Here is a 19,210-nt window from a genome sequence, read left to right as displayed (position 1 = left end):
CATGAAATCAATTCGCAAATATTTTTCATTAGTTATTTTGATCTTATTATTTTTTTCATCTAATGTTTTTTCAAACACCATAAATGAAATTAAGATAACTGGAAATGACCGTGTTTCTAGTGAAACAATTAAATTATTTATTTCAAAAAATGTAAATGACAAAATAAATGATGCTGAATTAAATAAAATTTTAAAAGATCTTTATGAAACAAATTTTTTTAAGGATATTAATGTAAAGTTTGAAAATAAAATTTTATCTATATATGTTTTGGAAAATCCTATCATCGAAAACATTTATTATAACGGTGTAAAAAGCGATAAATCCTAAATATAATTGAGAAAGAAACATCTGTTAAGTCTAGATCCTCTTATAATGAAAGCATTATTAAGAAAGAGAAGTTTAAGATTGATAATATTTTAAAAAATTTAGGTTATTATAGTTCTAATTTGGAAATATTAGTCGAACAAACAAAAAATAATTTGGTAAATATTACTTACAATATTGATTTAGGGGAAAAATCAAAAATTAAAAAGATTATTTTCATTGGCGATAAAGTTTTTAAAGATAAAAAGCTAAGTAGAGTTGTAACAAGTACAGAATATAAATTCTGGAAATTTATTTCAGGCAGAAAGTATTTAAATCAAAATTCGGTACTATTTGATGAAAGACTTTTAAAAAATTTTTATAAGAATAATGGTTATTATAATGTTAAAATTAATTCATCTTATGCAAAACTTATTAATGACAATAGTTTTGAGCTTATATTTAATATTGATGCTGGTCCAAAAATTTTTTTTGGTAATTTAAATTTACTACTACCTACCGACTTTGATGAAAAAAATTTCATCTCAATTAAAAAATTGTTCAAGAAAATTGAAGGAAAACCTTATTCTATAAATATGATTGATAAGATTCTTGATGAAATTGATACAATAACAAGTCTTGAGCAGTATCAGTTTATAAAAGCTAGCGTGTCTGAATCTATTAACAAAAACTTGATCAATTTAGAATTTTCAGTCAAAGAAGGTGAAAAATTTTATGTGGATAGAATAAATATTTATGGAAATACTATTACCTCTGAAAATGTAATTCGTAACCAATTAATGCTTGATGAAGGTGACCCGTTTAGTGATATTTTAACAAATAAATCAATTAATAATATTAAAAGTCTAAATTTTTTCAAATCTGTGAGTTCTAAAATATTAGACAATAGTGACAATAAAACAAAAACAATTAATATTTTTGTAGATGAAAAAGCTACAGGTGAAATTTTTGCAGCAGCAGGTGTGGGTACATCCGGGGGCTCATTTGGTTTTGGTGTGAAGGAAAATAATTTTTTAGGTAATGGAATTGGACTTGATGCAAATTTTAATTTATCAAGTAGTACGTTTAAAGGTAAATTTTCTGTTACAAATCCAAATTATAAAAATTCTGATAAATCTCTTTATGTCTCTGCTGAAGCAATTGAAAACGATTACTATCAAACATTTGGTTACAAATCTAATAAAACAGGCGTAAGTATTGGTACAAATTTCGAATATCTTAATGATTTTTATTTAGGTGTTAATAGTTCAAATTTTTATGAAGTAATTGAAACAAACAGTACTGCGTCAGCACAACAGCAAGCTCAAGAAGGCAATTATTATGACTCTTTTATTAAATTTAATATGAATTACGACAAACGAAATCAAAAATTTCAAACTAGTTCAGGATTTAAATCTTTTTACTCATTAGATTTGCCAATTATCAGTGACACCAATACATTAAAAAATTATTATAATTACTCTCATTATTTTGATTTTTTTGAAAAAAATTTCTCATCTATTTCATTCTATCTTGAAACAGCAAATTCTATAAACAACAAAGACATTAAATTATCTGAACGAATTACTATTCCATCAAGTAGGCTAAGAGGATTTGAAGCTGGTAGAGTTGGTCCAAAAGATGGTGATGATTATATTGGTGGAAATTATGCCTACTCAATCAATTTTACATCAAACATTCCACAAATACTTGCAGAGTCACAAAATTTAGACTTTTTGATTTTTGCTGATGCAGCAGATATTTGGGGTGTTGACTATAAATCATCTGTCGAAGGTGAGGGTATTAGATCTTCTGTTGGTGTTGCGCTTGATTGGATGAGTCCAGTAGGTCCAATGAATTTTACTTTAGCTTATCCAATTACAAAGAAAACTGGAGACAAAACTGAAACCTTTAGATTTAATCTTGGAACAACTTTTTAATGAACGTTTCTAAAAAAATTTTTATTTTTTTAATTTTCTTAACCTTTTCTTTAAATTCATTAAATGCTGAAGAAAAAGTTTTTTATGTAGATATGGATTATATCATTACCAATACTCTGACTGGAAAATCACTATTGAGCTCACTTAAAGAGGAAGAAGAATTAAAGATAAGTAAATTTAAATCTAGTGATAAAGATTTTAAAAATGAAGAAAAAATTATATTAGCAAAAAAAAATTTAATTTCACAAGAAGAAATAAATAAAGAGTTAAAATCATTGCAGTTAAAATTTCAAAAATATAGAAAAGAAAAGATTAAAGAAATTGACAATTTTAAAGTTAAAAAAAATAGAAATATTATGAATTTTATAAATTTAATTAATCCAATAATACAAAAATATATGGAAGATAACTCTATATACATGTTATTAGATAAAAAAAATGTTTTTATAGCCAGTAGAGATTATGACATTACAAATAATTTGATTGAACTTATTGATAATCAAATTAAGACTATCGAAATTAAATAAATGATAAATTTAAATAAAAAAGAAATTGAAAATTTACTGCCTCATAGAGATCCTATGCTGTTAATAGATGAGCTTCATGATATTGAAAAATTAACCTCTGCTACTGGTGTTGTTAATGTAAAGAAAGACAGTTTTTTTGTTCAGGGCCATTTTCCTGGACAACCTGTAATGCCAGGTGTTTTAATTGTTGAAGCTTTTGGTCAAACAGCCGCAGCTCTTACCGCCCATGGTATAGATAAATCTACTTATGAAAATAAGCTTGTTTTTCTTATGGGTGTTGAAAAAGCTCGATTTAGAAACCCAGTTATACCAGATTGTAAACTCTTATTAAAAATTGAAGCAATAAGATCCCATGGTAGAGTTTGGAAGTATAAAGGTGAAGCATTTGTTGATGATATAAAAATGGCTGACGCAATATGGTCTGCTACAATTGTAGATAAGAAATAAATAGCAATAAATATTGATAACTAATTTTATTTTGCTTTGTTAAAAGCAAATATGTCAAATCCTTTTTTTAAAAATAATGGTCCTTTTGAACTTAATCAAATATTAAATGAATTGAATTTTGAAATAAAGGAAAATAGTAACAATTTAATTATTAATGACATTAAAGATTTACAGAATTCAAACATGAATGAAATTACTTTCTTTCATTCAAAAAAATATAGATTAGCTGCAAATGCTACCAAAGCTTCTTTCTGCATAACTACAGAAAATTTAAAAAATGAATTACCCAAAAGTTGTAAACCAATAATTGTTGATAACGTTTTAGTTTCAACTTCTGCCATTACTGCTAAATTTTATCCAGACTCCATAAACGATGATTTTGATAATACTATTGAAGAAATTTATAACACTAAATTTAATGACAAAGTTAAATTTGGTAAAAACGTATTAATCGGTCATAATGTATCAATTGGGGCGAATTGTTTAATTGGTCATAATACCATTATTGAAAAAAATGTTGTTATTGGAGACAATTGTTCTATTGGCTCTAATAACATTATCAGAAATAGTTTAATTAAAAATGATGTCAAAATTTTAGACAACTGCATTATAGGAAAACATGGATTTGGTTTTTACCCAAACACAAACAAAAATTTAAGATATCCACATATGGGAATTGTTATCATTGAAGATGATTGTGAAATTGGATGTAGCTCCACTATAGATAGAGGCTCCATGTCTAATACTGTCATTGGAAAAAATACTTATTTAGATAATCAAATTCATATAGCTCATAATGTAAAGATTGGTGAAAATTCAATTATAGCTGGTCAAGTAGGAATTGCTGGCAGCTCAATAATTGGTAATAATGTAAAAATTGGTGGTCAAGCAGGCATTTCAGGACATTTAAAAATTGGTAATAATGTTGAAATAGCTGGCGGATCTGGGGTTATAAAAGATATTCCTGATAATACAAAGGTGATGGGTTATCCCGCAAAAAATATCAGAGATTTTTTGAGAGAAAATAGATGATACATAAAACAGCAATTATAGATCCTAAAGCAAAAATTTCATCTAATGTAAAAATAGGAGCTTATTCAATAGTTGGTCCTAATGTTGAAATTGATGAAAATTCAGAAATACAATCTCATGTAAGTATTATTGGTAATACTAAAGTTGGCAAAAATAACAAAATATATCCTTTTTCATCTATTGGAAATGATCCTCAAGATTTAAAATTTGCTGGCGAAGAAACAAGGCTTGAAATTGGAGACAATAATAAGATTAGAGAGTATGTTACCATTAATCCTGGCACAAAAGGAGGTGGCGCGCTAACAAAGATTGGTAATAACTGTTTATTTATGGTCTCTTCTCATATTGCTCATGATTGTATAGTTGGCAATAATGTTATTTTAGCAAATAATGTTCCATTAGGTGGACATGCTGAAATTGAAGATAATGTAATTATCGGTGGCAATTCTGCAGTGCAACAATTTACTCGAGTGGGTAAATTTGCAATGATTGGTGGAATGTGCGGTGTTGTGAGAGACATAATCCCATATGGAATAGCACATGGCAATAGAAGTGTATTACAAGGTTTAAATCTAATTGGCCTTAGAAGAAAAAATATTCCAAATAAAGAAATATTGACTTTAAATGATGCTTATAAAGAAATATTTAAAAATGAAAACTTAACTCAAAATTTATCTAATTTAAGTGAAGATTATAAGAAAAATGAACTTGTATTAGAAGTTGTTAACTTTTTAGAGAAAGATAAAAAAAGACCCATTTGTACCCCATTTTCAAAATAAGATGATTGGATTGTTTTTAGGAGATACTGATTTTTCAGAAATCGTTTTAAAGAAAATAAAAAAATTAGATAAAAAATACTTTATTATTGATTTTTCAAAAAATAATAAATTTAAAAAAGATAAAAATTCTCACCGAATAAGTATTGGAAGATTTGGAGAAATAATAAATTTAATTAAAGAAAAAAAATCAAAAAAAGTTTTGTTTGCAGGAAAGATTGTAAAACCAAAACTTTCGTCTTTAAGATTGGACTTAAAAGGCTTTTATTACATGCCAAGTGTTATTAAAGCTGCAAAATTAGGTGACGCTGCAATTATAAAAGCCGTAATAAAAATTTTAGATAATGAGAATATAAAAGTCATCAGTTCAATTTTTTTTAATCCAGAACTAACTGTAAAAACTGGAAATTACACCAAATCAAAACCAAATCTAGATGATATAATCTCAATTCAGAAGGGGATTGTATATTTTAATAAATTAAATAGTTTAGATCATGTTCAAGCTGTTATTGTCAAAGAAAATACTATTTTAGCTTCAGAAGATCGACATGGAACAAAGAAAATGTTGTCAAAATTGAAAAAAAAATCCAGAGGAATTTTGATTAAATTACCTAAGAAAAAACAAGATTTAAGAATGGATTTACCAACAATTGGTCTTAATACTTTAAGAGATTGTAAAAAATACGGTCTAAAAGGGATAGTTTTAAAATCTAAAAAGAATATATTTTTAGATAAGTCTAAATGCATAACTTATGCTAATAAAAATAAGATTTTCATTAATGTCATATGAAGAAAATTTTTGTTTTAACAGGTGAACCTTCTGGTGATAAATTAGCGTCAAAAGTTATTTCAAAACTCAAAACGCATAATCCTAATATTGAATATTTGTCAGTTGGAGGAACACATATTAAAAAATTGGGAATACAATCTATCTTTGATCTTAAAGACATTACTTATCTTGGGTTCACAAGTGTATTGCTTAATATTTTTAAAATAAGAAGAAAGATTAATACAACTGTAGATGAAATCATAAAATTTAACCCTGATATTTTATTCAGTGTTGATAGTCCTGATTTTACATTAAGAGTTGCTGAAAAAGTTAAAAGGATTAATAGCAACATAAAGACAATCCATTATGTGGCTCCTCAAGTTTGGGTTTGGAGAAAAAGTAGAGTTAAAAAGATTAAAAATTTTATAGACCACATGCTTTTACTTTTTAACTTTGAAAAAAAATATTTTGATGAAGAGAATATTAAAAATACATTTGTTGGTCATCCATTAATCGAAAAAGATGAAAATGTTAAAACAACTTTAAATGAACTAATATCTAAAGATAAGAAAATCATATCAATTTTTCCTGGCAGTCGAAAATCAGAAACTAATCTGCTATTACCAATTTTACTCGATTTTATTAATTTGATGAATAAAAAAAATGATACTTATTCTTATGTTTTTCATGCAACAGATGAAAATAAAGAATTTATCATAAGTCATGTTAAAAAAACTGATTTATCCAACATTGATGTTATCGCTGATGAAAATATTAAATTACAAATTTTATCTAATTCAATATTTGCAGTTTCTAAATCAGGCACTGTTTCACTTCAAATTTCAAACTCTAATATACCATCAATAATTATCTACAAACTTAGTTTTATTAATTTTATGATTTTTAAAATGTTGGTTAATGTTAAATTTGCAAATATAATTAATATCATTAATGATAAAGAAGTTATTCCTGAATTATTACAAAAAGAATGTAATGCTGAAGAAATATATAAAACGGTTATTTATTTTTTAAAAAATCCTGAATTAATTAGAAAACAATTGAATGTTTGTAGCAAAACTTTAGAAGGAATTAAATCCAAAACATCTTCTTCAAATGAGGCAGCAAAAATTTTAAACAATTATCTTATTGCTTAATCTTTTTTCAACTTCATCTTTTCCCAATGAAATTATTATATCGTATAAACCTGGTCCAAATTTTGATCCCGTTAAAGCAATTCTAATCGGTTGACCAACTCCTTTAAAATTTGTTTCGTATTTTTTAATCAACTCATTAATTATAGGTTCAAGAATTTCCTTATTTAAATTACTTATCGGTGTAATTTTACTTTTAAATTCTGCTATTATTTCTTTTGCTTTTTCATCTATTAGTTTTAAATCTTCATCTCCAAATTTTACTTCATCAAATATTATATATTTTGCGTTATTATAAATATCTTCGAGCGTTTTGGCTTTATTTTTAAGAAATGACAACGATGGTTTAATTTTTATTTCTTTTTCAGAGTTTATTTTTTCTTTATAAATTCCACAATACTCTGCTAGATGTTTGTAGAGTTCATTTTCGTCTATGTTTTTTATATAATGTTCATTCATTGATAAAATTCTGCTCATATCTAGTTTTGATGGAGATTTACCTATACCCTCCAAATTAAAATGTTTAATACTTTCATCTAAGGTGAATATTTCCTTGTCTTCAAAAGACCAACCCAATCTAAGTAAGTAATTCCTTAATGCATCTGGCATTATGCCTATTTTTGAATAGTCGTCTAATGTCGAAGCATTATCTCTTTTTGATAATTTTTTTCCATCTATTGTGTGAATAAGAGGTATGTGTGCAAACTGAGGTAACTTCCATTTCATAGCTAAATAAATTTGCATTTGTTTGAATGTATTTATCTTATGATCATCTCCTCTAATGATATGAGTCATGTTCATTTGATGATCATCTACAGTTGCAGATAAATTGTATGTTGGTGTTCCATCATTTCTTAAAATTATAAAATCTTCAATTGTGTTATTATCAATTTCAACATCACCTTGTACCAAATCTTTTAGTATAGTTGATCCTTCAATTTTACTTTTAAATCTTATTACAGGTTTTATATCATTTGGAGCTTCTTCTTCTGAAATATCTCTCCATTTTCTATTATAGATATAAGGAAGTTTTTTTTGTCTGGCTCTCTTTTTTTGTTCTTCAATTTCTTCATTAGAACAATAGCACTTATATGCATTGCCACTTTTTAGTAATTCGCTAGCAACATCTATATGATCTTTAATTTTAGTTGATTGAATATATTCTTCACCATCATGCTCTATGCCAATCCACTTTAGAGACTTTATGATTTGAAATTTATGTTCATCCTTAGATCTTTCTTTATCTGTATCTTCAATTCTAAGATGAAATGTTCCTTTTTGATTTTTTGAATAAAGCCAATTAAATAGAGCAGTTCTTACTCCACCAATATGAAGCGCTCCAGTAGGTGAGGGTGCAAAACGTGTTGCAACTTTAGACATTCGTGTTATTTAGACTATTTTTTTAGAAGTTTCTATATAAAGATACCAGTACACCTTGAACTTTTACTCTGTCTGGACCAAAAATCTTAGTTTCGTAGTTTCTATTAGCACTTTCAAGAGCAACAACCTTGCCTTTTTTTCGAATTCTTTTTAGCATAGCCTCATGTTCGTCTATCAAAGCTACAACTATTTTACCATTGTCCGCGCTATCTGTTCTTCTAATGATTACTGTATCACCTTCATTGATGCCAGCTTCAATCATTGAGTCTCCTTGAACCTTTAATCCAAAATAGTCACCATTCTTTTCTAAATTACTAGGTAAAGGAATTCTTGATACTTCATTTTGAATTGCCTCAACAGGGGTACCCGCAGCTATTTTTCCAAGTACTGGAACTTCCATTTCGTCAGAATTAATGTTTACCTCATCCAAACCACCTTTAATTACGCTTGGTGAAAAGCTATTGTAAATATCATTTGCAGAGGCTGTCTCTGGTAATTTAATTACTTCTAATGCTCTCGCTTTATGAGCTAATCTCTTAATAAACCCTCTTTCCTCTAAGGCACTAATTAATCTATGAATTCCAGATTTAGATTTTAAATTTAGAGATTGCTTCATTTCCTCATAAGATGGAGATACACCAGAACTTCTCAACTTCTTGTTGATAAATAAAAGCAGGTTTTTTTGTTTTTTTGTTAGCATAAGAACAAATATCGTACAAATAATGTTCTATAAAAGTTCTTCTAATTTAACAATAGTAAAAAATACCAGTAAAATAGAGGTTTATTTCCCTATAAAACTGAAAAAATTGAATTTTTTTCTAAATTTTTCAAAAGTGATTCACCAATTAAAAAAGTATTTATAGATGTTTTATTTTTAAGATCTAAGAGCTCATCTTTAGTCTTAATTCCACTCTCTGAAATTAGCGGTCCCTTGTGGTCAATTAACACATTATGAATATCATAGGTTGTATTTATATCAGTTTTTAAAGTTTTTAAGTTTCTATTATTAATTCCAATTAAAGCTTCCTTAAAGTTCAAAGCTTTCTTTGCTTCTTCAACAGTATGAACTTCGACAATAACTGACATATTAAACTTTAAAGCTTCTTCGTATAATTCATTAGCTAAATCATCTGATACTCCAGCTAAAATAATTAAGATCGCATCAGCGCCATAACTTTTAGCTAAAGGAACTTGAAATTTATCAATAAAAAAATCTTTACATAAAATCGGTAATTTAATCTTATCTTTTATTTTACTAACATGAATTAAGTTACCTAAGAAAAAATCTTCTTCTGTAAGAACAGATAAACAAGTTACATTATTATCATTGTATATTTTAGCAATTTCAACAGGATTATAATCATCAATAATAACACCAGCAGAAGGACTTGCTTTTTTAATCTCTGCAATGATTGAACTCTTATTTTTATTTAAATTATTTTGAATCTTTTTTTTAAAATCAATAAAAGACATGTTTTTATTAATAATTTCATTTAAAGAATTTAGATTTATAGATTTTTTTAAAACATCTATTCTTTCAATTTTTCTTTTTATTATTTTTTCAAGAATATTTTCAGACATTTTGTATCTTTTTTAAATGTGAAAAGGTTTTACCAGATAATATAAATTCTCTAGCGAAGTTATAGGCGTCAAAAAATTCTTTAAATTTTTCACTAACAATTAAACCTGCTGCAGCATTTAAACAAACTGCTTTTGAAAAATCATTATCTTTACCTTTAAATATTTCTATCATTTTATTTGCATTATATTTTGCATCATCACCTACAAGATTTTCAAATCTTTCAGCATTAACATTTAATATTTTTGGATCAATTGTAAATTCAGTTATTTGACCATCTTTTAATTGAATTACATTTGTTTTTTCATAAGGTGATATTTCATCTAATCCATCTTCACTATTAACAATCCATGCAAATTTAATATTTAAATTTTTAAGACCTTCAGCAAATATTTTTAATAACTTTTTATCAAAAACACCTACAACCTGCCTCTTAACTAAAGCTGGATTACTTAAGGGTCCAATCATATTGAAGATTGTTCTTTTACCTATTTTTTTTCTAATAGGACCAACAAATTTCATTGCACTATGATAATTTGGAGCAAACATAAATCCAAAGTTATTATTGTTAATTTCTTTCTCTACATTAGATGGTTCAAGATCAATCTTAATATTTAATGCTTCAAGCACATCCCCAGATCCACATTTTGATGAGACAGCCTTATTTCCATGTTTTGCTACTTTTGTACCCATACTTGCTAAAAGTAGGGCAGAAGCAGTTGATATATTCAGTGTATTCATACCATCTCCTCCAGTACCGCAAGTATCAACACAATTATCAACATTTACTCTTTTGGATTTATCTCTTAAAACATAAACACCACCAGCAATTTCATCTGAAACCTCTCCTTTTGCTGATAGTAATGTTAAAAAATCATAGATCTGATCTTCACTTGCTTTTCCTGTCATCAACAATTCAAAAGCTAATTTACTATCCTCAAAAGTTAAGTTTTGTTTTTTTCTAAGTTTTTCTAAAAATTGCTGCATTAGATTAATGATTTATAAAATTTTTTAATATTTTAATTCCTAATACAGTCTTTATACTTTCAGGATGGAATTGCACACCGTGAATATTATACTTTTTGTGTTGAACACCCATAATTAGACCATCACTAGTTTCTGCAGTAATTTCTAAGTCTGCAGATAAAGATTTCTTATCAATAATTAAACTATGATATCTAGTTGCTTCAAAGGCTTTTGGAAGATTTTTTAAAATTCCAATTTTTTTTGATTTGATTTTACTTGTTTTTCCATGCATTAATTTCTTTGCTTGAACAATTTTTGAACCAAAAACTTGACCTATTATTTGATGGCCTAGACATACGCCAAGAAAAGGTAGATCTTTATGAAGTGTCTTTAAAATATTCAAACAATTTCCAGATTGGTTAGGGTTACCAGGTCCCGGTGAAATTACAATTTTATCATATTTTTTTTTAATAATTTCTTTAGATGTAATTTGATCGTTTCTTATAACGTCAACTTTAGTTTTTAACGAAGAAAGATAATGATAAAGATTAAATGTAAAACTATCATAATTATCTATTAATAATATTTTCATTATCTTAAAGCATTAATTAAAGCTTTAGCTTTATTAACTGTTTCCTCATATTCATTAATTGGTTTACTGTCTGCAACAATTCCAGCACCTGCTTGTACATAGAATTTTTTGTTTTTAGCAACAGCAGTTCTTAAAGCTATGCAAGTATCAAATTCTCCATTAGCTGAAAAATATCCAATACTTCCTGCATAAACTTTTCTTTTTGTTGACTCTAATTCATCAATAATCTCCATTGCTCTAATTTTTGGTGCTCCAGATACAGTTCCAGCAGGAAATCCTGCAAGCATAGATTTAAATTTTGAAAATTTTTTATTGTATTCACCAACTACATTAGAAACTATGTGCATTACATGAGAATATCTTTCTATAATGAAGCTTTCAGTAACTTTGACTGAATTAATTTTAGAAACTTTTCCAGCATCATTTCTACCAAGATCTAAAAGCATTAAATGTTCAGAAAGTTCTTTTTTATCTTTAAGTAAATCTTTTTCATAAAAAAGATCTTCCTTGATTGTTTTGCCCCTAGGTCTTGTACCTGCTATTGGCCTGACTGTAATCTTATTATCTCTCAATCTAACTAGTATTTCTGGGCTGGCTCCAATGATTTGGAAATCATCAAAATTAAAGAAAAACATAAAAGGGGATGGATTTGTAATTCTAAGTTTTTTGTAAATGTCTAAGGGTTTTTTTGTTAATTTTGCTTCAAATCGTTGACTTAAAACCACCTGAAAAATATCACCTCGTTTGATGTAATCTTTAGCTTTATGCACCATTTTAATAAATTTGTTTTTTGGAGTATTAGATTTAACTTTAATGTCTTTATTTGTTTTTTTAGTTAGATAACTTGAAATTTTTAAAGAAGATTGAATTAATATTTTAGATAATTCTATTTTAATTTCTTCATATTTTTTTGTATAGTTTTTAATTTTTTCATCACCAAAAATATTAATTATATAAAAAATTTCTTTTTTTAAATTATCGTAAATTACTAGAGTTCTAGGTCTCAAAAGTCTAACATCTGGTAAATTAAGATCATTTTTACATTTGTTTGGAATTTTCTCAATATATCGAATTGAGTCATATGAAAAATAACCTGATATTAAAGAGCAAATTTTAGGCAGTTTCTTTGGGGTTTCAAATTTAAAATCTTCAATAATTTTTTCAATTAATTGATCTGGTTTTTCTTTTAATTTAATTTTTTTTTTGTTTTTTATTAAGAATGAATTATCATTATTAAATTCCCAAATTTTGTCAGGATTTTTGCCAAAAATAGTATATCTACCCTTGATTTTCCCTTTTTCAACTGACTCAAATATAAAGCTATTCTTTTCTGTGAGGAAATTATCAATTAGATTTATAACATTGTCGTCATTTTTTACTTTTTTTGAAGTATATATTATTTGATTTTTTTTGCTTCTGTGTCGAAACTTAAAATCTTTGAAGTTTCGATTAATTATCATTTGAAATAATTTTTAACTCTATCAATAGTTTTCTGATTTAATTGAACTTTATATTTATTATTAAGTAATTGATCATATGATTGAAGAATACTTTTTCTATTGTCCGTGTTTAGTTCTTGGACAAATTTTAAATAATTTTCATCAGCTGCATTATAAGAATTATCTTTTGCATTAACTATTTTTACCAAATAAATTTTATTATCTTTATCATTTACAAGCGTAAAAGAACCAACTGGAAGATTGTATAGCATTTTAACTGAATTCGTTTCAAAAGTATTGTCATCATTAATTGAATTAAGCGACACATACTCAAGACTGTTAGCTGACATTTTATTAAATTCATTATTATCGAATTCTTTTTTTTGTATTTTTTCTAAAATATTTCTATTAAGATCAAATTTACCTTTTTGAAAAACTAATTCAGTTATTTCATCCTTGGTAGCGAGATCTCCTAAGTCAGGCCCAAGATCATATTTGTCAACTATTGAAAATAATAAAAAATTATCTCCATTTTCAATAATATCTAAATTTGAAGATCTTTTAGAATAAATTCTGTCTTCGTTAATCTTTTTAGTGGAAGAAGTTGTGTATTTGCTAATTTCTATTACATCTGTTTTAATATTTTTGAGTATTGTTTCGAACGTATCCCCTTGAGAAATTTTGTTTTCAATTTTATCTATTTCGTCAAAAAAATCCTGATTAAACTCTTCTAATCCAATTAAATTTTTAGGATTTAAAACTGCATATTTAAAATCAATATATTCTCTTTTTAATTGATCTTTATTTTCCTCGACAAAATTCTTAATTTCTTCACTAGTGTAGCTATCTTTTTCTCTATATTGCTTAGACATTGATAAATATTCAATATCTAGAGTTTTATTTTGTTCCTCAAATTTTTTTTTAATTAAAAAATCTGGCGTTATTGTTCCAGCTCCAATTAGATCAAATAAATGTTTTTGAAGTTCACGATTTTTTAATTGAAGTTCAAACATGGGAGCCGACATATTGTTTGAAAGAAGAAATTTTTCATATTTAATTCTTTGAAATACATCGTTTTCATCTTGAAAATTTTTATTTTCTTTTATTTTTTTTAAAACAGTCAATTCTGTTATTGAAAGATCAAAATCTTCAACCTCTAAATCAATTAAAGTAGTTGAAATCAGTCCTGACAATAATTCTTCAATTATATTTTGATCAAGGTTTTCTCTAATTGCTTGTTGTGAAATGTTACTACCATTTAGATAGTCCATAAAATCTTGTGTGGTTACATTGGTCTTGTTTATTTTTGCAATATTATTCTGGTTGTTGGTGCTAAATCCACCACCAAAACCTCCAAATCCAAACGCTATTACAATTACTGCAATTAGAATTACACCACCTAATTTTTTTCCACCAAAATTTTTCAAAGTTTTTATCATTAAGCTATAAATATATTGATCTGCAAAAAACAAATCTATAGATTAAAAATTCAATAATGACAAATAAATATATGTATTTTGTAGCTAATTGGAAAATGTTTGGTGATTTAAGAACATTAAATTCCCTTGATAGTGTTATAAAATTTTCAATTACTAATAAGAAAAATAAATTTAAAATAGTTTATTGCCCTCCAAATACACTTATCAGACCATTGTCAAAGAGATTAAAAGAAACCAAGTTAGAGGTTGGTGCACAGAATTGTCATGAAAGTGAAAACTTTGGTGCTTTCACAGGTAACGTTAATGCAAAAATGTTAAAAAATGTTGGGGCTAAATATATAATATTGGGGCATTCAGAAAATAGACAATCTGGTGAAACTGATCAGTTAATCAACTTAAAAATTAAAAGTGCAATTAAAGCTGGTTTAAAAATTATATTTTGTATTGGCGAAACTTATAAAGAAAGAAAAAACAAAAAAACCAATCAAGTATTAGCAAAACAAATTAACAACGGTTTAAAATCTATTAAAAACAAATCTAATATAATTGTAGCGTATGAGCCTGTCTGGTCAATTGGAACAGGATTGATACCTGCATCTGAAGATTTACTAAAATCTGTCTCGTTTATTAAAAATAGATTTAGTAAAAAATCTCCAAAAATTTTGTATGGTGGTTCAGTTAACAGCAATAACATTGCTCAATTAAAAGATATTAACGTTATAGACGGTTTTTTAATTGGTGGAGCCTCTCAAAGCCCAAAAAAATTTATTGATATAATCAAAAAAACCTTTAATTAGTCCGCATGGAAAATATATTGTTAGTCATCAACATCATTCTTGCATTAATTTTGGTGTCATTAATACTTTTGCAGAAATCTGAAGGTGGGGCTCTTGGTATTGGTGTTTCTCAAGAAAACTTCATGCTTTCAAGATCTGCTGGTGGCTTCATGACCAAAGCAACTGCTGTGATTGCAACTTTGTTTATTGTGTGTAGTCTGGCGCTTACAATTATTTCAAGAGCGGAATTAACCCCTACAAATTCAGTTTTAGATACTATTGAGGAAAAAACTGAGGACACTCCTTCAATTCCTGAAGATAAATAATTATTACTTTTCAATTCATTTTTTATTCGCTATAAGATAGTTCCATGGCGCGATATATATTTGTCACTGGCGGTGTGGTTTCTTCCTTAGGAAAAGGTCTTTCTTCAGCTTCTTTAGCTTACTTACTTCAATCAAGAGGTTACAAAGTCAGAATTAGAAAATTAGATCCATATTTGAATGTAGATCCAGGAACAATGAGTCCGTTTCAGCATGGAGAGGTTTATGTAACAGATGATGGAGCTGAAACAGATTTAGATCTTGGACATTATGAGAGGTTTTCTGGAGTATCTGCAAAAAAATCAGACAATATAACAACAGGTAAAATTTATAGTGATGTTTTAAGAAAAGAAAGAAAAGGAGAGTATCTTGGTAAAACTGTTCAGGTAATTCCCCATATCACAGATCGTATTAAACAATTTATCAAGCACGACTCATCAAAAGAAGATTTTGTAATTTGTGAAATTGGAGGAATAGTAGGGGATATCGAAAGCTTACCTTTTGTTGAAGCTATTAGACAATTTGCAAATGATGTTGGAAAAAAAAATGCATTATTTATTCACTTAACATTAGTTCCATATTTAAAAGCTTCCGATGAAATAAAAACAAAGCCTACCCAACACTCTGTAAAAGAATTAAGAAGCATAGGTATTCAGCCTGATATAATAATTTGTAGATCTGAAAGACCAATCCCTTTAGATCATAGAAAAAAAATCTCGTTATTTTGTAATGTTGATATTAAGAATGTGATTGAAACTGTGGATGTAAGAACTATTTATGAAGCTCCAATGAGTTTTTTTAGAGAAAAATTAGATCTTCAAGTATTGAATTATTTTAATTTAAAATCTAAAAAACCTGCAAACCTAAATCCTTGGAAAAAAATTACTAAAATAATTTTACAAAATAAGAAGCAAGTAAACATTGCAATTATTGGAAAATATGTGGAGCTGAAAGATGCTTATAAATCATTGGATGAAGCATTAACTCATGGCGGAATAGATAATAAAATAAAGGTCAATCTAGTTAGAATAGACTCTGAAAAATTAAAAGTTTCAGAAATTAAGAAAAAACTCAAAAATATTTCAGGAATATTAATTCCTGGTGGATTTGGAAAAAGAGGAACTGATGGAAAAATTGAGGCAATCAAATATGCTAGATTAAATAAGATACCTTTCTTAGGTATTTGTTATGGAATGCAAATGGCAATTATTGAATTTGCAAGGAATCAATTAAATTTAAAAAATGCTACATCAAGTGAATTTGATAAAAAAGGTTTACCTATAATTGGATTAATTAATGAATGGACCAAAGATGGAAAGATGATTAAAGGTACTGATAAAGATTTAGGTGGGACGATGAGATTAGGTTCCTACGATGCCAAGCTTAGGGATAATTCACAAATCAGAAAAATTTATAAATCAAAATTGATTAAAGAGAGACACAGACATAGATATGAAGTGAACATAGCTTATAAAGATAAGTTTGAAAAAAAAGGGATGATTTTTTCTGGTTTATCGCCTGATAATAAGTTACCTGAGATTATAGAGTTAAAAAATCATCCATGGTTTATAGGAGTTCAATTTCACCCAGAATTTAAATCTAGACCTTTAGCCCCTCATCCATTATTCTCATCATTTATCAAGGCAGCAAAAAATCATAAATGAGTAATAAAAAAGTAAATTGTGGAAATATAGAAATTTCAAATAATAATAAAATTTGTATTATTGCTGGACCATGTCAGCTAGAAACAGAACAGCATGCAATGGACATGGCAGGTAAAATTCAAGAAATTACAAAAAAATTTGATCTTGGATTTATTTATAAAACTTCTTTCGATAAAGCTAATAGAACTAGTCTAAAAGGTCAAAGAGGAGCTGGTTTAGAAGCATCCCTTCCAGTGTTTGATAAAATTAAAAAAGAATTGAATGTTCCAATTTTAACCGACATTCATAACGCAGAGCAATGTTTGTTATTAAAAGATCATGTTGATATTTTACAAATACCAGCATTTTTATGCAGACAGACAGATCTTCTAATTGCTGCTGCAAAAACTAATAAAATTATAAATGTTAAAAAGGGACAGTTCTTAGCTCCATGGGACATGGTTAATGTTACTAGAAAAATAGCAGACTCTGGAAATGAAAATATTTTAGTTACAGAAAGAGGAGCTAGCTTTGGATATAATACTTTAGTATCGGATATGAGATCATTACCGATCATGGCAAAGAATGGCTATCCAGTAATTTTTGATGCAACACATTCAGTACAACAACCAGGTGGTCAGGGCGAATCTTCTGGTGGACAAAGAGAGTTTGTTAAATATTTAGCAAGAGCTGCAGTTGCAGTAGGAGTTGCAGGAGTGTTTATTGAAACTCATCAAGATCCTGATAATGCTCCTTCAGATGGTCCAAACATGGTTCCTTTAGATAAGTTAGAAAATTTACTTAAACAATTAACTGATATTGATAATTTAATTAAAAAGTAGTGAGCAAAATCTTAAAAGTAAAAGCAAGACAAGTTTTTGATAGCAGAGGTAATCCAACTGTTGAAGCTGAAGTCTATGTAAAGAATAATAGCGCATCAGCCATTTGTCCCTCTGGCGCATCTACTGGAACTTTTGAGGCTTATGAAAAAAGAGACAAAAACAATAAAAGATATTTAGGAAAAAGTGTTTTTAGTGTTGTAAATTTAGTTAATACAAAAATTTCAAAAAAATTAAAAGGTCAAAATATTCATAACCAAGAACGAATTGACACCCTTTTAATTAACCTTGATGGCACAAGACAAAAAACAAATCTTGGGGCAAATGCAATGTTGGCTGTTTCTATGGCTGTTAAAAAACTTTCAGCTAAAATAAAAAAAGTTCCATTATATAAAACATTTACTGTTAAAAATAATTTTCAACTACCATACCCTCTAATGAATATAATTAATGGTGGGGCACACGCTAACAATGGTCTTAGAATTCAAGAATTTATGATCAGACCTGATCGTGCAAAAAGTTTCTCAGAAGCAATGAGAGTTTGTTTTTTAGTTATTAAAAGTCTAAGTAAGCTAATTAAAGATAAGGGTTTATCGACATCTGTTGGTGATGAAGGTGGTTTTGCTCCAATGATCAGTAGTAATAATCAGGCGCTAGATTTAATTGTTTCTGCAATTAAAAAAGCAGGTTTTAAAAACGGTAAAGATGTTTCCATATGTCTTGATGTTGCAGCCAATGAATTATTTAAAAAGAATAAATACTCCATTCATTCTAAAAGTTATATTTCAGTTGAAAAATCGATCAAAGAATATCAAAAAATTATTAACAAATATAAGATAAAATCAATCGAAGATCCTTTTGCAGAAAATGATTGGCTGGCTTGGAATAAATTAATGAAATCAGTAAAAGATGTTCAAATCGTTGGAGATGATTTGTATGTAACAAACCTTGAAAGACTTAAAAAAGGTTTTTTAAATATTTCATCAAATTCAATTTTAATTAAACTCAATCAAATTGGCACAGTATCTGAAACCTTAGATGTGATAAAATTTGCTCAAACTATAGGATATAAAACAATCATATCTCATCGATCAGGAGAGAGTGAAGACACATTTATTGCAGATTTGGCAGTTGGGACAAACTCTAATCAAATTAAAACTGGATCATTAGCAAGATCCGAAAGAGTAGCTAAATATAATCAATTAATTCGTATTGAAGAAGAACTTGGAAAAAAGACGAGGATGAATAAAATCAATTAATGCTTAGATTAATAAAAAGGAATTATTTT

20 protein-coding genes are annotated in these 19,210 nt (G+C 27.3%); 13 read left to right on the top strand and 7 right to left on the bottom strand.

Going from position 1 to position 19,210, the window contains the following annotated elements:
- The first annotated feature begins 1 nt into the window (after position 1).
- Genes ACIJYH_RS03740 through lpxB form a run of 8 tightly spaced genes read left to right on the top strand, consistent with a single transcriptional unit; the run spans position 2 to position 6,949 of the window.
- Positions 2-328, top strand: coding sequence for a POTRA domain-containing protein (locus tag ACIJYH_RS03740; protein ID WP_435162290.1), 327 nt, complete (start codon positions 2-4; stop codon positions 326-328).
- Positions 322-2,244, top strand: a complete 1,923-nt coding sequence (gene bamA, locus ACIJYH_RS03735; RefSeq protein ID WP_435164247.1) for an outer membrane protein assembly factor BamA — start codon at positions 322-324, stop codon at positions 2,242-2,244. Before ACIJYH_RS03740 ends, bamA begins: the two co-directional genes overlap by 7 nt.
- Positions 2,244-2,771 carry an OmpH family outer membrane protein gene (locus ACIJYH_RS03730; RefSeq protein WP_435162288.1) on the top strand — a complete coding sequence of 176 codons (528 nt, stop codon included), beginning with the start codon at positions 2,244-2,246 and terminating at the stop codon, positions 2,769-2,771. Before bamA ends, ACIJYH_RS03730 begins: the two co-directional genes overlap by 1 nt.
- Entirely contained in the window at positions 2,772-3,218 is a 447-nt protein-coding gene (gene fabZ, locus ACIJYH_RS03725) for a 3-hydroxyacyl-ACP dehydratase FabZ (RefSeq protein ID WP_435162286.1), read from the top strand. It begins immediately after the preceding gene.
- A gap of 51 nt (positions 3,219-3,269) precedes the next feature.
- Positions 3,270-4,250, top strand: a complete 981-nt coding sequence (gene lpxD / locus ACIJYH_RS03720) for a UDP-3-O-(3-hydroxymyristoyl)glucosamine N-acyltransferase (protein WP_435162284.1) — start codon at positions 3,270-3,272, stop codon at positions 4,248-4,250.
- Positions 4,247-5,029 carry an acyl-ACP--UDP-N-acetylglucosamine O-acyltransferase gene (gene lpxA, locus ACIJYH_RS03715; protein ID WP_435162282.1) on the top strand — a complete coding sequence of 261 codons (783 nt, stop codon included), beginning with the start codon at positions 4,247-4,249 and terminating at the stop codon, positions 5,027-5,029. The genes lpxD and lpxA overlap by 4 nt, the downstream gene beginning before the upstream one ends.
- Before the next feature lies 1 nt (position 5,030).
- Entirely contained in the window at positions 5,031-5,816 is a 786-nt protein-coding gene (gene lpxI / locus ACIJYH_RS03710) for a UDP-2,3-diacylglucosamine diphosphatase LpxI domain-containing protein (RefSeq protein WP_435162280.1), read from the top strand.
- Positions 5,813-6,949 carry a lipid-A-disaccharide synthase gene (gene lpxB / locus ACIJYH_RS03705; protein WP_435162278.1) on the top strand — a complete coding sequence of 379 codons (1,137 nt, stop codon included), beginning with the start codon at positions 5,813-5,815 and terminating at the stop codon, positions 6,947-6,949. Before lpxI ends, lpxB begins: the two co-directional genes overlap by 4 nt.
- On the opposite strand, the gene gltX is transcribed toward lpxB, so the two are convergent.
- The 7 genes from gltX to ACIJYH_RS03670 all read right to left on the bottom strand — a co-directional run bounded on the left by gltX (position 6,926) and on the right by ACIJYH_RS03670 (position 14,341).
- Positions 6,926-8,326 (bottom strand): glutamate--tRNA ligase, encoded by a 1,401-nt coding sequence (gltX, locus tag ACIJYH_RS03700; protein WP_435162276.1) that lies wholly within the window; start codon positions 8,324-8,326, stop codon positions 6,926-6,928. The two genes, lpxB and gltX, sit on opposite strands and share 24 nt — an antisense overlap.
- A gap of 22 nt (positions 8,327-8,348) precedes the next feature.
- On the bottom strand, positions 8,349-9,026 hold the full coding sequence (lexA, locus tag ACIJYH_RS03695) for a transcriptional repressor LexA (protein WP_435089383.1): 678 nt from the start codon (positions 9,024-9,026) through the stop codon (positions 8,349-8,351).
- A gap of 89 nt (positions 9,027-9,115) precedes the next feature.
- Entirely contained in the window at positions 9,116-9,907 is a 792-nt protein-coding gene (locus ACIJYH_RS03690; RefSeq protein WP_435162274.1) for an indole-3-glycerol phosphate synthase TrpC, read from the bottom strand.
- The gene (gene trpD / locus ACIJYH_RS03685; protein WP_435162272.1) at positions 9,900-10,892 is read right to left on the bottom strand and encodes an anthranilate phosphoribosyltransferase; all 993 of its coding nucleotides are present in this window, start codon (positions 10,890-10,892) and stop codon (positions 9,900-9,902) included. Before trpD ends, ACIJYH_RS03690 begins: the two co-directional genes overlap by 8 nt.
- A 4-nt stretch (positions 10,893-10,896) precedes the next feature.
- A complete protein-coding gene (locus tag ACIJYH_RS03680; RefSeq protein WP_435162270.1) occupies positions 10,897-11,463 on the bottom strand; it encodes an anthranilate synthase component II in 567 nt (188 codons plus the stop codon).
- Positions 11,463-12,920 carry an anthranilate synthase component I gene (trpE, locus tag ACIJYH_RS03675; protein WP_435164244.1) on the bottom strand — a complete coding sequence of 486 codons (1,458 nt, stop codon included), beginning with the start codon at positions 12,918-12,920 and terminating at the stop codon, positions 11,463-11,465. Before trpE ends, ACIJYH_RS03680 begins: the two co-directional genes overlap by 1 nt.
- On the bottom strand, positions 12,920-14,341 hold the full coding sequence (locus ACIJYH_RS03670) for a SurA N-terminal domain-containing protein (protein WP_435164205.1): 1,422 nt from the start codon (positions 14,339-14,341) through the stop codon (positions 12,920-12,922). Before ACIJYH_RS03670 ends, trpE begins: the two co-directional genes overlap by 1 nt.
- 56 nt (positions 14,342-14,397) lie before the next feature.
- Between ACIJYH_RS03670 and tpiA the strand changes: the two genes are divergently transcribed.
- From tpiA to eno, 5 genes are read left to right on the top strand one after another with little or no spacing between them, the layout of a single operon-like run.
- Complete coding sequence (gene tpiA / locus ACIJYH_RS03665) at positions 14,398-15,138, top strand: triose-phosphate isomerase (RefSeq protein ID WP_435164202.1); 741 nt, start codon at positions 14,398-14,400, stop codon at positions 15,136-15,138.
- Between the two features lie 5 nt (positions 15,139-15,143).
- The gene (gene secG / locus ACIJYH_RS03660) at positions 15,144-15,443 is read left to right on the top strand and encodes a preprotein translocase subunit SecG (protein WP_435098761.1); all 300 of its coding nucleotides are present in this window, start codon (positions 15,144-15,146) and stop codon (positions 15,441-15,443) included.
- 44 nt (positions 15,444-15,487) lie between these two features.
- Positions 15,488-17,104, top strand: a complete 1,617-nt coding sequence (locus tag ACIJYH_RS03655) for a CTP synthase (RefSeq protein ID WP_435164199.1) — start codon at positions 15,488-15,490, stop codon at positions 17,102-17,104.
- Positions 17,101-17,925, top strand: coding sequence for a 3-deoxy-8-phosphooctulonate synthase (gene kdsA / locus ACIJYH_RS03650; protein ID WP_435164196.1), 825 nt, complete (start codon positions 17,101-17,103; stop codon positions 17,923-17,925). Before ACIJYH_RS03655 ends, kdsA begins: the two co-directional genes overlap by 4 nt.
- Positions 17,925-19,181 carry a phosphopyruvate hydratase gene (gene eno, locus ACIJYH_RS03645; protein ID WP_435164193.1) on the top strand — a complete coding sequence of 419 codons (1,257 nt, stop codon included), beginning with the start codon at positions 17,925-17,927 and terminating at the stop codon, positions 19,179-19,181. The genes kdsA and eno overlap by 1 nt, the downstream gene beginning before the upstream one ends.
- Positions 19,182-19,210 lie beyond the last annotated feature (29 nt).

The sequence above is a fragment of the Candidatus Pelagibacter bacterium nBUS_25 genome, from assembly GCF_051200975.1.
GTDB lineage: Bacteria > Pseudomonadota > Alphaproteobacteria > Pelagibacterales > Pelagibacteraceae > Pelagibacter.
The sequence above is the reverse complement of the archived record's forward strand: the minus strand, read 5'-3'. Positions and strand labels throughout refer to the sequence as shown.

Coding starts and splice junctions, on each gene's coding strand:
- lpxA (WP_435162282.1), top strand. CDS start 4,247: ATGATACATAAAACAGCAATTATAGATCCTAAAGCAAAAATTTCATCT.
- ACIJYH_RS03680 (WP_435162270.1), bottom strand. CDS start 11,463: ATGAAAATATTATTAATAGATAATTATGATAGTTTTACATTTAATCTT.
- ACIJYH_RS03655 (WP_435164199.1), top strand. CDS start 15,488: ATGGCGCGATATATATTTGTCACTGGCGGTGTGGTTTCTTCCTTAGGA.
- lpxD (WP_435162284.1), top strand. CDS start 3,270: ATGTCAAATCCTTTTTTTAAAAATAATGGTCCTTTTGAACTTAATCAA.
- tpiA (WP_435164202.1), top strand. CDS start 14,398: ATGACAAATAAATATATGTATTTTGTAGCTAATTGGAAAATGTTTGGT.
- kdsA (WP_435164196.1), top strand. CDS start 17,101: ATGAGTAATAAAAAAGTAAATTGTGGAAATATAGAAATTTCAAATAAT.
- trpD (WP_435162272.1), bottom strand. CDS start 10,892: ATGCAGCAATTTTTAGAAAAACTTAGAAAAAAACAAAACTTAACTTTT.
- ACIJYH_RS03690 (WP_435162274.1), bottom strand. CDS start 9,907: ATGTCTGAAAATATTCTTGAAAAAATAATAAAAAGAAAAATTGAAAGA.
- secG (WP_435098761.1), top strand. CDS start 15,144: ATGGAAAATATATTGTTAGTCATCAACATCATTCTTGCATTAATTTTG.
- lpxB (WP_435162278.1), top strand. CDS start 5,813: ATGAAGAAAATTTTTGTTTTAACAGGTGAACCTTCTGGTGATAAATTA.
- ACIJYH_RS03740 (WP_435162290.1), top strand. CDS start 2: ATGAAATCAATTCGCAAATATTTTTCATTAGTTATTTTGATCTTATTA.
- lexA (WP_435089383.1), bottom strand. CDS start 9,026: ATGCTAACAAAAAAACAAAAAAACCTGCTTTTATTTATCAACAAGAAG.
- lpxI (WP_435162280.1), top strand. CDS start 5,031: ATGATTGGATTGTTTTTAGGAGATACTGATTTTTCAGAAATCGTTTTA.
- gltX (WP_435162276.1), bottom strand. CDS start 8,326: ATGTCTAAAGTTGCAACACGTTTTGCACCCTCACCTACTGGAGCGCTT.
- fabZ (WP_435162286.1), top strand. CDS start 2,772: ATGATAAATTTAAATAAAAAAGAAATTGAAAATTTACTGCCTCATAGA.
- ACIJYH_RS03670 (WP_435164205.1), bottom strand. CDS start 14,341: ATGATAAAAACTTTGAAAAATTTTGGTGGAAAAAAATTAGGTGGTGTA.
- ACIJYH_RS03730 (WP_435162288.1), top strand. CDS start 2,244: ATGAACGTTTCTAAAAAAATTTTTATTTTTTTAATTTTCTTAACCTTT.